This window comes from Pseudoflavonifractor sp. An85 (assembly GCF_002161235.1).
Taxonomy (GTDB): Bacteria; Bacillota; Clostridia; order Oscillospirales; family Oscillospiraceae; genus Enterenecus.
Window position 1 is genome coordinate 13,869 of sequence record NZ_NFHE01000004.1, and the last position, 13,228, is coordinate 27,096.

Annotated in this window: 10 protein-coding genes and 1 pseudogene; all 11 read left to right on the top strand. The window is 60.7% G+C overall.

Annotated features, from left to right (window positions below; genetic code table 11):
• Positions 1-8: 8 nt before the first annotated feature.
• A pseudogene (locus B5G37_RS03105) lies at positions 9-1,388 on the top strand (PTS transporter subunit EIIC); the annotation flags it as partial.
• Between the two features lie 184 nt (positions 1,389-1,572).
• A complete protein-coding gene (locus B5G37_RS03110; RefSeq protein WP_087253747.1) occupies positions 1,573-2,976 on the top strand; it encodes a glycoside hydrolase family 32 protein in 1,404 nt (467 codons plus the stop codon).
• 199 nt (positions 2,977-3,175) lie between these two features.
• Positions 3,176-3,991: a glutamate racemase gene (gene murI / locus B5G37_RS03115; protein ID WP_087253750.1), complete on the top strand. Its 816-nt coding sequence runs from the start codon at positions 3,176-3,178 to the stop codon at positions 3,989-3,991.
• Between the two features lie 16 nt (positions 3,992-4,007).
• Positions 4,008-4,448 carry a DUF1934 domain-containing protein gene (locus B5G37_RS03120; protein ID WP_087253754.1) on the top strand — a complete coding sequence of 147 codons (441 nt, stop codon included), beginning with the start codon at positions 4,008-4,010 and terminating at the stop codon, positions 4,446-4,448.
• Positions 4,449-4,481: 33 nt separating this feature from the next.
• Complete coding sequence (gene argS, locus B5G37_RS03125) at positions 4,482-6,230, top strand: arginine--tRNA ligase (RefSeq protein ID WP_087254109.1); 1,749 nt, start codon at positions 4,482-4,484, stop codon at positions 6,228-6,230.
• Positions 6,231-6,495: 265 nt separating this feature from the next.
• On the top strand, positions 6,496-7,785 hold the full coding sequence (locus B5G37_RS03130) for a glycosyltransferase family 2 protein (protein WP_087253756.1): 1,290 nt from the start codon (positions 6,496-6,498) through the stop codon (positions 7,783-7,785).
• A 730-nt stretch (positions 7,786-8,515) separates the two neighbouring features.
• Complete coding sequence (gene rimP / locus B5G37_RS03135; RefSeq protein ID WP_087253761.1) at positions 8,516-8,962, top strand: ribosome maturation factor RimP; 447 nt, start codon at positions 8,516-8,518, stop codon at positions 8,960-8,962.
• Between the two features lie 14 nt (positions 8,963-8,976).
• Entirely contained in the window at positions 8,977-10,158 is a 1,182-nt protein-coding gene (gene nusA, locus B5G37_RS03140; protein ID WP_087253764.1) for a transcription termination factor NusA, read from the top strand.
• A gap of 46 nt (positions 10,159-10,204) precedes the next feature.
• The gene (locus B5G37_RS03145; protein ID WP_087253767.1) at positions 10,205-10,477 is read left to right on the top strand and encodes a YlxR family protein; all 273 of its coding nucleotides are present in this window, start codon (positions 10,205-10,207) and stop codon (positions 10,475-10,477) included.
• Positions 10,474-10,884: a hypothetical protein gene (locus B5G37_RS03150; RefSeq protein ID WP_087253770.1), complete on the top strand. Its 411-nt coding sequence runs from the start codon at positions 10,474-10,476 to the stop codon at positions 10,882-10,884. Before B5G37_RS03145 ends, B5G37_RS03150 begins: the two co-directional genes overlap by 4 nt.
• Positions 10,885-10,901: 17 nt before the next feature.
• Positions 10,902-13,211 carry a translation initiation factor IF-2 gene (infB, locus tag B5G37_RS03155; protein ID WP_204217842.1) on the top strand — a complete coding sequence of 770 codons (2,310 nt, stop codon included), beginning with the start codon at positions 10,902-10,904 and terminating at the stop codon, positions 13,209-13,211.
• The last annotated feature ends 17 nt before the right edge of the window (positions 13,212-13,228 follow it).

Sequence of the window (13,228 nt, forward strand, 5' to 3'; positions counted from 1 at the left end):
GGAATTTCATGGATTACAGGAAAACAGCCATGGGCATTTTAAATGCCATTGGCGGCGCGGAGAATGTGGCCAGTGCGGCCCACTGCGCCACCCGTCTGCGCTTGGTGATTGCAGACGATCAGAAAGTGGACAAGAAGACCCTGGAGGATGTGGACGGCGTCAAAGGTGTGTTCCAGGCACAGGGCCAGCTCCAGATCATTTTGGGCACCGGAACGGTGAACAAGGTGTATGCAGAATTCATTGCCCTGTCCGGCACCGCTGCGGTGAGCAAGGACGAGGCAAAGGAGCAGGGGGCCAAGAAGGGAAACTGGTTCCAGCGGGCCATTAAGACCCTGGGTGACATCTTTGTACCCATCATTCCCGCCATTGTGGCCTCCGGCTTCCTGATGGGCATCATGGAGTCGCTGAAGTTCATGACCAACAACGGGTTCCTGGATCTGAACACCAGCAGCTCTCTGTTTGTGTTTGCCGACCTGTTTTCCAACGTGGCATACACCTTCCTGCCCATTCTCATTGCATTCTCCGCAGCCAAGGTCTTTGGCGGAAACCCCTTCCTGGGTGCGGTCATCGGCATGATTATGCTCCACCCCAACCTGCAAAACGCCTGGACAGTGGCCACCGAAGGCGTGCAGACCTATCAGGAAGTGTTCTTTGGCCTGTACAAGGTGCCCCTGGTGGGCTATCAGGGCCACGTGATCCCCGTGATTATCTCCGTGTGGCTGATGTGCACCATTGAAAAGAAGCTGCACAAGGTCGTACCTCCCATGTTCGACCTCTTTGTGACCCCTCTGGTGTCTGTGTTTGTCACCGGATATCTGACCCTGGCTGCCATCGGCCCTGTGTTTACCACCGTAGAGAACTTCGTCATCAACGGCGTGCAGTGGCTCATTGCCATTCCCTTTGGCATCGGTTCCTTTGTCATGGGCGGCTTGTACGCCACCACCGTGGTCTCCGGTATCCACCACATGTACACCATCATTGACCTGGGCCAGCTGGGCGCCTACGGTCTGACCTTCTGGCTGCCTCTGGCCTCGGCTGCCAACGTGGCCCAGGGCGGTGCTGCTCTGGCGGTGGCCCTGAAGACCCGCAACAAGAAGCTCAAGTCCATGGCTCTGCCCGCCTCCCTGTCCGCCTTTATGGGCATTACCGAGCCTGCTATTTTCGGCGTCAACCTGCGCTTTGTCCGGCCCTTTATTGCCGGCTCCATTGGCGGTGCTTGCGGCGCGCTGTATGCCTCCATTGTGGGGCTGGGTGCCACCGGCACCGGCGTCACCGGCATCTTCGGCGTGCTGCTCCATCTGCACCGCCCCGTTCAATATCTCATTACCATCGGCATTGCCACTGGTGTGGCCTTCGTCCTGTCTTGGATTTTCGGAGTCCGGGAAGAGGAGCCTGCCGCCCAACCTGACCAGGTTGTGGAACAGGCTCCCGCCTCCGCCCAGCTGGCGGCGGGCCAGGGCGAGGATGCAGTCTAAGCCCTCCCTCATCCAGGCGCCTCTGGGGAGCCCCCCGGGGGCGCCTGGGTTTTCCAACACAACCAAGATACGAGAAAACGAGGAGGACTACAATACCATGAGTAATGCATTGCAACGAGATCTGGAGCGGCTGGTGACACGGGTGGAGCGGGAAGACGGTCCCCGGGCGGCCGCAGATCCCTTTCGACAGAAGTTCCATCTGATGCCTCCGGTGGGTTGGCTCAATGACCCCAACGGTCTGTGCCGGTGTGGGGATTGGTACCATGTGTTTTATCAGTACGGACCTTTTGATGTCACCGGTGGCGTGAAGCACTGGGGCCACTATCGCAGTCGGGATCTGATCCACTGGGAGGCCCTGCCCGTCATGCTCTACCCGGACCAGCCCTGGGACATCCATGGGGTGTACTCCGGCTCCGCCCTGGTGGAGGATGGGGTGATGTATCTCTACTACACCGGCAACGTCAAGCACGCCGGAGATTACGACTACATCAAGGCCGGGCGGGGCCACAACACCGCTCTGGCCGTCTCCAAAGACGGGGTGACGGTGCAGTCCAACACCTTGCTGATGGAGAACAAGGGCTATCCCAGCAATTTGACCTGTCACGTCCGAGACCCCAAGGTGTGGGCCCAGGACGGGAAGTATTATATGGTGCAGGGTGCCCGCACCCTGGACGATAACGGCCAGCTTCTGGTGTTTGAGTCCACGGACAAGTACCACTGGACCTTCCTCCAGGCTCTGAAAACGCCCCAGCACTTTGGCTACATGTGGGAGTGCCCCGACCTGTTCTGCCTGGATGGGCAGTGGTTTTTGGTGTGCTCTCCCCAGGGCGTGCCCCATGAGGAGACCAAGTTCCAAAACGTGTACTCCTGTGGCTATTTCCCCCTCCACGGGGACTTCCGGGGGGAGTATTCTCTGGGTGAGTTTGTGGAGCTGGACGTGGGCTTTGACTTCTACGCCCCCCAGACCTTCCAGGATGAGGAACGCCGGGTGGTAATCGGCTGGATGGGCATGCCCGATGCCGACTACACCAATCCCACCACGGAAAGCGGCTGGCAGCACTGCCTCACCGTGCCCTGTGAGCTGCGGCGGAAGGGGGAGCGGCTGGTGCGTGTGCCTGTGGTGGAGGTGACCGCCCTGCGGGGCGCCGCCATTCCCGCCCAGGAGGCCCAGGTCTTTGACCTGGAGGCCATGACAGAGCCCAGTGGCCGGATGGTGTTCCGGGACGCCGCGGTGCTGGAGTGGCAACCGGGGCAGGTGACCCTCTCCTTCTTGCAGGGAGGGGCTGGACGCACGGTGCGACGTGTGGCCCTGGACCAGCTGCACACCCTGCGCATTTTGGGAGACAGCTCCAGCCTGGAAATTTTCCTCAACGACGGCCAGCAGGTGCTCTCCACCCGCTACTATCCTCAGCCGGAGGCCCGGGGCATTGCCATCACCGGGGCTCAGACCCGGGTGTGGGAGATGGGCGCCATGCAGGTGACCCAGGGGGAGAACGTGTAAAGAGAATAAGACCAAGCGGATGCGTCCTGGGAATGGGGCGCATCCGCTTTTGTGCGCCGTTTGGCCGCCGTGGCAGGAAGGTGCAGGGCTGGGAGAGAAAAACCGGGGATTCTGTGGGAAATCACCACTTGTTTTTCGGGAAGGAATGACATATAATACTATGGTTTCATACTTAAGGAATCAGGGAAGGGGACATCTCATGGACATGCGGCCCATTGGGGTATTTGACTCAGGACTGGGCGGGCTGACCGCGCTGCGGGAGCTGGCTCGTCTGATGCCCCAGGAGGATCTGGTGTACTTCGGAGACACCGGACGGGTGCCTTATGGCAGCCGATCCAAGGATACCATCATCAAATATGCCCAGCAGGATGTGGCCTTTCTCAGCACATTCCAGCCCAAGGCCATTGTGATCGCCTGCGGCACCGTGTCCACCACGGCGCTGGACACCTTGCGAGCGCAGTACGGCGTGCCTCTGTTCGGGGTGGTGGAGCCGGCGGCCCGCGCCGCGGCCCAGCGCACGAAAAACGGCAAGGTGGGCCTCATTGGCACCCAGGCCACCATCCGGTCCGGTGCCTACGAGCGGGCCCTCAGCGCCTTGCGCCCCTCCGCTCAAATCACCGCCCGGGCCTGTCCGCTCTTTGTGCCTCTGGTGGAGAATGGGCGGTTCCGCCCCGGCGACATCGTGGTGGAGACGGTGGTGCGGGAGTACCTGGAGGAGGTCAAAGCCCAGGGGGTGGACACCCTCATGCTGGGCTGCACCCACTATCCCCTGTTGCGGGAGGTCATTGGGGCGTACATGGGCCCTCAGGTGGAGCTGGTGGACGTGGGAAGCGAATGTGCCCGCTGGGTCAACGGCCAGCTGGCCGCCCAGAATCTGCTGGCCCCTGCAGAGCGCAAGGGAAGCCACCGCTATTTTGTCAGCGACAGCACCGGGGACTTTGCCGCCCTGGCCTCCATGTTCCTGGGGGAGGACGTCACCGGAGACGTGGAGCAAATTGACATTACTGTGTACTAAAGGCAGGGAGGATTCCATGACAGACAATGTGATTATATCCATCAAGGGCAAGCAGTTGTATGCGGAAAGCGGCCCTGACGAGATGGAACTGGTCACCGCCGGAGTGCTCCGCCGAGAGGGGGAGGGCCGCTACACCATCTCCTACCAGGAAAGTGAGCTCACCGGACTGGAGGGCACCACCACCGTGGTGCAGGTGGATGGCGGGCGTGTGACCCTGCTGCGAGAGGGCAGCATCAACTCCCAAATGGTATTTGAAGAGGGGGAACGGCACCTGTCCATGTACGAGACCCCCTATGGTTCTTTGTCCATCGGGATCGTCACCCGGCGCATGCGCTCCACTTTGGGCGAGGCCGGGGGAGACCTGGAGATCGACTACGCCATTGAGATCGACCATCTGGTGGCAGGACAGAATATGTTCCGTATGAATGTAAAAAAGGACCCGGCCATCACCCAGTGAGGGCAGGGCAGGAAGATAAAGGAGCGAATGAAGATGGCCAATTTGATTCAGACCGCCAAGGACCAGGTGGCGGAATTGACCCAGCGGGCCTATGAAAAGGCCGCCGCCCAGGGATTGCTGCCCCAGGGTGAGACCATCCGCGGCACCGTGGAGGTGCCCAAGGACAGCCGCAACGGAGACTTTGCCTCCTCCTTTGCCATGGCTGGCGCCAAGGCGTTGAAGATGGCCCCCCGCGCCATTGCCCAGATCATTCTGGACAACATGGACCTGGAGGGCACTCTGTTCCAGCGGGCCGAAATTGCCGGCCCCGGCTTTTTGAACTTTTTCTACTCCCCCAACTGGTACCAGCAGGTACTGGCTGCGGTGGAGGCTGACCCCGCCGGATACGGCTCCAGCGACGTGGGCCACGGTCAGAAGGTGATGGTGGAGTTCGTCTCCGCCAACCCCACCGGCCCCATGCACATGGGCAATGCCCGTGGCGGCGTGCTGGGCGACACCCTGGCCAACGTGCTCTCTCGGGTGGGCTACAACACCTGGAAGGAGTTCTACGTCAACGACGCTGGCAACCAGGTGCACAAGTTTGCCCAGTCCATCCACGCCCGCTACATGCAGATTCTGCTGGGTGAGGACGGCTTCGAGTTCCCCGAGAACGGCTACCAGGGCGAGGACATCAAGGAGTTGGCCCAGGCCTTCTATGAAGTGCACGGGGACAGCTACAAGGACGCTCCCGAGGAGAAGTGGCTGGAGGACATGAGCGCCTTCGGTCTGGAGCGCAACATCCCCAAGATGGAGGCGGACCTGAAGAAGTACGGCATTGAGTACGACCAGTGGTTCCTGGAGTCCGAGCTGCACAATTCCGGTTACGTGGCCGAGACCGTGGACATGCTGGCCCAGAAGGGCTGGACCTACGAGAAGGACGGCGCTTTGTGGCTGGACACCACCGCCCTTTTGAAGGCCAAGTACATGCGGGAGGGCAAGACCCAGGAGCAGGTGGACAAGCTGGATTTGAAGGACGACGTGCTGCGTCGTGCCAACGGCTTCTACACCTACTTTGCCGCTGACATTGCCTATCACCGCAACAAGTTTGAAAAGCGCGGCTTTGATAAGGTCATCAACGTCTGGGGCGCTGACCACCACGGCCACGTGGCCCGTCTCCAGGCTGCTCTGGACGGCCTGGACCTGGACGGCTCCAACCGTCTGGTCATCGTGCTCATGCAGCTGGTGAACCTGCTCCAGGACGGCAAGCCCGTGCGTATGTCTAAGCGCACCGGCAAGGCCATCGCCCTCCACGATCTGCTGGACGAGATCAGCGTGGATGCTGCCCGCTACTACTTCAACAACCGGGCTTCCACCAGCCCCCTGGACTTCGATCTGGATCTGGCTGTGCGTCAGGACTCCGACAACCCCGTCTACTACGTCCAGTACGCCCACGCCCGCATCTGCTCCCTCATTGCCAATCTGGCCGCCGAGGGGGTCCAGGTGCCCGCCTGTGACCAGGTGGACCCCACCGTGTTTGCCAGCGAAGAGGAGCGGGACCTCATTAAGAATCTGGCCCAGTTCCCCAACGAGATTGCTCTGGCGGCTCAGCACTACGATCCCAGCCGCATCAACCGCTATCTCACCGCTCTGGCCGGAGATTTCCACCGCTTCTACAACGCCTGCCGCATCAAGGGCGAGCAGCCCCAGGTGCAGCTGGCCCGGTTGAAGCTGGCCCACTCTGTGCGCCTGGTGCTGGCCAACGGCTTGGGCCTGTTGGGCGTCACCGCACCGGAAAAAATGTAATCTCCCATCCGCCCCCCGAGCTTGCAGGAGGGGGGCGGATTTTTGCGGGGAGAACATGGCAGAGTGCACAATATATGGGATATTCTTTCGTAGAGTTTTAATAGACTGTGGAGAACTTCTAAAGAATCTATTAAGAAATGGAAGAACCCCTTGCAAGTTGCGCGGAAAGGGAATAAAGTAGTACAACCAATCGGTGTGGAGCCCGATGGGTTGGAGATAAAAGAATGAATGAAAAAGAACGAAGTAAGGATATGAGGTGTCAAATATGTTGATGATGCTACAGAGATTCTGCGGCGTACTCACTCTGATGTTGGCGGTCTTGTATGTATACCAGGCGTTTTACGTCGTTGTGGGGCTGTTGCGCCGCAAGCGGCCCCTGTCCCAGCAGGCTCAGACCCTCCACCGATATGCGGTGCTCATCTCCGCCCGCAATGAAGAGGAGGTCATAGGGGAACTGATTGAGAGCCTAAAACATCAGGACTATCCCCGGGAGCTCCTGGATATCTATGTGATTGCTGATAACTGCACCGATGCCACCGCGCAGGCTGCTCGGGATGCCGGCGCCATTGTGTATGAGCGCTTTGACCGGGTGCGCGTGGGCAAGGGCTATGCCATGGACTGGTTCTTCCACCGGCTCAAGGAGCAGGGGAAGGACGAGTGCTACGACGGCTACTTTGTCTTTGACGCGGACAACATCGTGGACCCTGCCTTTGTGCGGGAGATGAACAACGTCTTTGACTCCGGCGACTATGCCGCCATCACTTGTTACCGCAACTCCAAGAACTACGATTCCAACTGGATTTCTGCAGGATACTCCCTGTGGTTCCTCCGGGAGGCTCGCTTCTTGAACTTCTCCCGTATGCAAATGGGCACCGGCTGCGCCATCTCCGGCACCGGCTTCCTGGTCTCTGCCCAGGTGGTGCGGGATAATGACGGCTGGCCCTATCACCTGCTCACTGAGGACATCCAGTTCTCCATTGACTGCGCCGTCCAGGGCCGCCGCATTGGCTACTGCGACAAGGCCGTGGTGTACGATGAGCAGCCCACCACCTTCCAGCAGTCCTGGAATCAGCGTATGCGCTGGTCCAAGGGCTTCTATCAGGTGGCCGCCCGCTATCTGGGCGCACTGCTGCGCGGCTGCTTTACCCAGAAGAAGGGCCGCTTTACCTGCTACGACATGATGATGACCGTGGCTCCCGGTATGCTGCTGACCACCGCCGTGCTGGGCTTCAATGCCATCATTGTTCTTTCCGCCTTCACCGAGCCCCTGCCTCTGGCTGGGGAGCTGGTACAGGATTCCTTCCTGTTTTTGTTGGATAACCTCTTCAACTTCTACATCTGCATGCTGCTCTATGGCGGCATGACCTTGCTGGTGGAGTGGAAGCAGATTCATGCCCGCCGCAGCGCCAAGATCCTGTATCTGTTTACCTTCCCCCTGTTTATGCTCACCTACATCCCCATTTCCCTGGCTGCTCTGGTGCGCCGGGTGGAGTGGAAGCCCATTCGCCACAACTCTTCGGCCAGCTTGAAGGCCAAGAACGGCTCTTTGACTTAACGTTCAAAACAACTCCCTGGGGTGTGAACTCCAGGGAGTTGTTTTTTGAAAGTGGATGTCGGGGAGAATCTGTCCTTCTCATGTTTCAAGGCATAGGCTTGCCAGCCTGGGTTCACGCTCCGCTGGGGTCCATTTTGAGTGGCCAAAATGGACGAAAAGCCACTTAGGGGCCTTGCCCCTAAGGACCCCGCTCGGGTCAGTAGCCCTAGGCTGCTGGAAGAACCCAAACCGGCCCAGGGGTAAGCTGATACTCTTATGCCGCTACATCCGCTGCCGCTCGCTGTCCCAGTGTGGAGAGTATTTGCCCCAGAAGCGCAGGGCCTGCCATCGGTAGTGACTGCCAGCCTACACCCAATCCAGACGCTGTTGCCAAAGAAGCACTACGGTTCTACACAGGAAGCATGAGCGGCAGCGGCGCAAGGAGGACAGACAATCCTCCTTACCTCAGCGTCGGTGGGGGATGCTCCAGCGCCATGCAAGGAGACCTCAGGGGGTACCTAGGGGGGAACGCCCTAGGCGATTCTTTCCCCGATTTCTCATCGTGGAGAAATCGGGCCTAGCGGAGCGTCCACTCTGCAGAGTGGACAGGGTGGAGAGGAAAAAATACACACCGGGGCTTGCAATCCCTGGACTGGTATGGTATACTGCTATCGTAAGTAGGGTAGTTTAGGTAAGAGTGAGGCATCCGCCTCACTCTTTCTTTTCGGACCGAGGAAAGGAGCTGTGAAAAATGGCCAAAGTTACCGAAGTGGTGGAAAAGCTGGCCCTCCCGGTGGTGGAGCAGGCAGGCTGCACCCTGTGGGATGTGGAGTACGTCAAGGAGGCCGGTGAGTGGTTCTTGCGCCTGTACATCGACAAAGAGGGCGGTGTGGGCATTGAGGATTGCGAGGCAGTCTCCCGCCCGGTGTCCGACCTGCTGGATGAGGCGGACCCCATCCAGGGGGGCTACACCTTTGAGGTATCCTCTGCGGGGCTGGATCGCCCCTTGAAAAAGCCCGAGCACTTTGCCGCTTGCGCCGGACAGCAGGTGGACGTGCGCTTCTATCGCCCCATGGACGGGCGCAAGGAGTACACCGGTACCCTGGTGGGCTGCGACGGGGACGGCAACGTCACCGTGGATGACAAGACGTTTGAGAAAAAGGACGTGGCGCAGGTGCGTCTTCACGTCACATTTTAAAGGAGTTCATTGATATGGCCAAGAAAAAGACTGCCGCAAAGAGCATGGAGCTGGACGCTAAGGAATTCTTTGCCGCCATCTCCGACATTGAGAAGGAAAAGGGAATCCCCAAGAGCTACATGATCGAGAAGATCACCCAGGCCCTGGTGGCCGCTTACAAGCGGGATCACGCTGGCATCACCGACAATGTGATTGTGGACGCCGACGAGGAAAAGTGCTCGGTGCGCATGTTCGTGAAAAAAGAAGTGGTGGAGGAAGTGGACAATCCCAACACCGAAGTGGCTCTGGCCGACGCCCGTCGGGCTCTGCCCCGGGTGCAGCTGGGCGATGTGCTGCGCATTGAGATTAAGCCCAAGAACTTCGGCCGTATCGCCGCCCAGACCGCCCGTCAGGTCATCGTGCAGGGCATGCGTGAGGCAGAGCGGAGCATGATCTTCGATGCCTTCTCCGCCAAGGAGCATGAGATCATCTCCGGCGTGGTCACCCGTGTGGACGCCCGCAACGGCTCTGTGTCCGTGCGCCTGACCTCCGGGTCTGAGTTCACCGACTCCTTCCTCTCCGCCGACGAGCAGGTGCCCGGCGAGGTGGTGAAGGAGGGCGACCGCATCCGCGTGTACGTGGTGGAGGTGCGCCAGGCCAACCGTGGTCCCCAGGTGGTCATCTCCCGCACCCACCCCGGCCTGGTCAAGCGCCTGTTTGAGCTGGAAGTGCCCGAAATCTACGACGGCACCGTGCAGGTCATGTCCATCTCCCGTGAGGCGGGCAGCCGCACCAAGCTGGCCGTGTGGAGCGAGGACGAGAACGTGGACGCCATCGGCGCCTGCGTAGGTCCCAAGGGCCAGCGTGTCAACGCTGTGGTGGAAGAGCTGCGGGGCGAGAAGGTGGACATCATCAAGTATTCCGAGGATTCCGCCGAGTACGTGGCCGCTGCCCTGGCCCCCGCTGAGGTGCTCAGCGTGGTGGAGCTGGAGCCCGGCAAGCGCTGCCGTGTGGTGGTGCCCGACGACCAGCTGTCCCTGGCCATCGGCAAGGAGGGCCAGAACGCCCGTCTGGCTGCCCGTTTGACCGGCCTGAAGATTGACATCCGTCCCGCCAGCGATCCCGAGCCCGCTGAGGAGCTGGTGGAGGAAGAGGCTGCTGTGCTGGAGCCCGACGAGGCCGAGACCCAGGAGCAGATGGTGGGCGAGGAGGAGTAAGCCCCTGCCCACACCAATCAAGCAACCAATATGGGGGTGAAGGAGAATGCCCAAGAAAATACCCATGCGCCAGTGTCTGGGCTGTCGCGAGATGAAGCCCAAGGGGGAGCTGATCCGGGTGGTACGCTCCCCGGCGGGAGAGATTTCCCTGGATTTTAAGGGAAAGAAACCGGGACGGGGTGCCTATGTATGCCCCAATCCTCAGTGTCTGGCCCGTGCCAAGAAGGCCAGAAGCCTGGAGCGAGCCTTTTCCGCCCCCATCGCCCCAGAGGTCTACGAGGCCCTGGAAGAGCAGATGAAGGCGGGTGAGGCGCAGTGAATGACAAGCTGCTAGGCCTGCTGGGGCTGGCCCTGCGAGGAAGCAACCTGGCCATCGGGGAGGCTCCGGTGGAGGAGGCATGCAACACCCGCTGTGCCCGCCTGGTACTCTATGCTCAGGATGCAGCGGAAAACTCCGTCTCCCGCGCCGGCCGTATGGCCCAGTGGGGCGGGGTGGAGATGGTGGGCTTGCCCTGCACCAAGCAGGAGCTGGGCTACGCGCTGGGACGCAACAGCTGTGCGGTGCTGGCCCTCACCGACGGGGGACTGGCCGCTGCGGTGGCGTCCCGTCTGGCCCAAACCCAGCCGGAGCTGGAGCCTTTGGCCCAGCGTCTGGCCCAGGGAGCATCCAAGGGTGGAAAAGCAACCAAGACTGTGGGGCGTCGCCGCACCCCACGCAACGTGTAACTTAGGAGGTGGCCGATTTGAGCCTTGCGAAATACAGTGCCCGTGACGTGGCCAAGGATTTTGGGGTACAGCCCAAGGAGATTCAGGGAATTCTGTCCCAGCACGGGATGGAGAATGTGTCCCCCACCAAGACCCTCACCGACAAAGAGTTGACGGTGATTTTTGAACATCTGACCCAGCACAACCAGGTGGCGTCCATTGAGAGCATCTACGCCGACGTCTACCACGAGAAGAAGGAGAGCGCTCCCGCTGCCAAGCCCCAGGCCAGCCAGCCTGCCCAGGCTGCTCAGGCCAAGCAGCCCGAGAAGGAGCCTGCCAAGGTGGAGCACAAGCCCCACAGCCGTACCCCCGAGAAGAAGATCGTGGACACCCGCAAGGGTGGCGGGGTGAACCTGGAGAAGTACGACCAGCGTCTGGAAGACCTGGCTCCCGACAAGGCCAACCGCATGCAGACCGGTAAGCAGAAGTTCCAGAACCGTGGCGGCAAGAACCGCAACCAGAACTTCGGCAACAAGCGCAAGCAGGAAGAGGCGGAGAAGATGCGCCGCCTGCAGCTGGAAATCGCCAAGAAGACCCCCCTCACCGTAAAGATTCCCGATGAGATCGGTGTGGGCGAGCTGGCCAGCCGCATGAAGAAGACCGGCGCCGAGGTGGTCAAGTGCCTGATGAAGAACGGCATCATGGCCTCTCTGTCCGAGATCATCGACTACGACACCGCCGCCCTCATCGCCATGGAGTTGGGCTGCAAGGTGGAGAAGGAAGTCATTGTCACCATCGAGGAGAAGCTCATTGACGTCTCCGAGGACAAGGAAGAGGATCTGGTGCCCCGCGCCCCCGTGGTGGTGGTCATGGGCCACGTCGACCACGGCAAGACCTCTCTGCTGGACTATATCCGCCACGCCAACGTGGTCTCCGGCGAGGCCGGCGGTATCACCCAGCACATCGGCGCCTACCAGGTGGAGGTGGATGGCAAGCCCATCACCTTCCTGGACACCCCCGGCCACGAGGCCTTTACCGCCATGCGTGCCCGTGGCGCCATGGTCACCGACGTGGCCATCCTGGTGGTAGCTGCCGACGACGGCATCATGCCCCAGACCGTGGAGTCCATCAACCACGCCAAGGCCGCTGAGATCCCCATCATCGTGGCCATCAACAAGATGGATAAGCCCACCGCCAACCCCGAGCGCATCAAGCAGCAGCTCACCGAGTATGGTCTGGTCAGCGAGGACTGGGGCGGCGACACCATTATCTGCCCCATCTCCGCCAAGACCGGTATGGGCATCGACAACCTGCTGGAGATGGTCACCCTCACCGCCGAGATGCGGGAGCTGAAGGCCAATCCCAACCGTACTGCCCATGGTACCGTCATCGAGGCCCGTCTGGACAAGGGCCGCGGCCCTGTGGCCACTCTGCTGGTGCAAAACGGCACTCTGAAGCAGGGCGACGTAATCATCGCCGGTATGGCGGTGGGCCGCGTGCGTGCCATGACCGACTACAAGGGCAACAAGGTCACCCAGGCCGGCCCCTCCGTGCCTGTGGAGATCATCGGTATGGGCGAAGTGCCCGGTGCTGGTGACGACTTCCACGCCGTGGCCGACGAGCGCATGGCCCGTGAACTGGTGGCCCAGCGCAAGGAAGAGATGAAGAACGCCACCACCGGCGCTGCCAAGCAGAAGGTGTCTCTGGAGGAGCTGTTCAGCCAGATCCAGGCCGGCGAGATGAAGGATTTGAACATCATCGTCAAGGCCGACGTGCAGGGCTCTGCCGAGGCCGTGAAGGCCAGCTTGGAGAAGCTGTCCAACCAGGAGGTCCGTGTGCGTGTCATCCACTGCGCCGTGGGTGCCATCAACGAGTCCGACGTGATGCTGGCTGCCACCTCCAACGCCATCATCGTGGGCTTCAACGTGCGTCCCGACAAGAACGCTGCCGACTCCGCCCACCGCAACAACGTGGATATGCGCATGTATCGCGTGATCTACCAGGCCATCGAGGAGATCGAGGCCGCCATGAAGGGCATGCTGGCTCCCAAGTTCAAGGAAGTGGCCCTGGGCGAGGCCGAGGTGCGCCAGGTGTACAAGATCACCGGCGTGGGCATCGTGGCCGGCTGCTACGTCACCGAGGGCAAGGTGGCCCGCAACGCCCAGATCCGTCTGGTGCGCGACGGCATCGTCATCCACGAGGGCGTCATGAACTCCCTGCAGCGCTTCAAGGACTCTGTCAAGGAAGTGGCCCGTGGCTACGAGTGCGGCATTGGCATTGAAAAGTACAGTGACATCAAGGAAGGCGACATCATCGAGGCGTTCCAGATGGAGCAGGTACAGCAGTAATTTCGCTCTATTTCGCG

Coding starts and splice junctions, on each gene's coding strand:
- B5G37_RS03110 (WP_087253747.1), top strand. CDS start 1,573: ATGAGTAATGCATTGCAACGAGATCTGGAGCGGCTGGTGACACGGGTG.
- murI (WP_087253750.1), top strand. CDS start 3,176: ATGGACATGCGGCCCATTGGGGTATTTGACTCAGGACTGGGCGGGCTG.
- B5G37_RS03120 (WP_087253754.1), top strand. CDS start 4,008: ATGACAGACAATGTGATTATATCCATCAAGGGCAAGCAGTTGTATGCG.
- argS (WP_087254109.1), top strand. CDS start 4,482: ATGGCCAATTTGATTCAGACCGCCAAGGACCAGGTGGCGGAATTGACC.
- B5G37_RS03130 (WP_087253756.1), top strand. CDS start 6,496: ATGTTGATGATGCTACAGAGATTCTGCGGCGTACTCACTCTGATGTTG.
- rimP (WP_087253761.1), top strand. CDS start 8,516: ATGGCCAAAGTTACCGAAGTGGTGGAAAAGCTGGCCCTCCCGGTGGTG.
- nusA (WP_087253764.1), top strand. CDS start 8,977: ATGGCCAAGAAAAAGACTGCCGCAAAGAGCATGGAGCTGGACGCTAAG.
- B5G37_RS03145 (WP_087253767.1), top strand. CDS start 10,205: ATGCCCAAGAAAATACCCATGCGCCAGTGTCTGGGCTGTCGCGAGATG.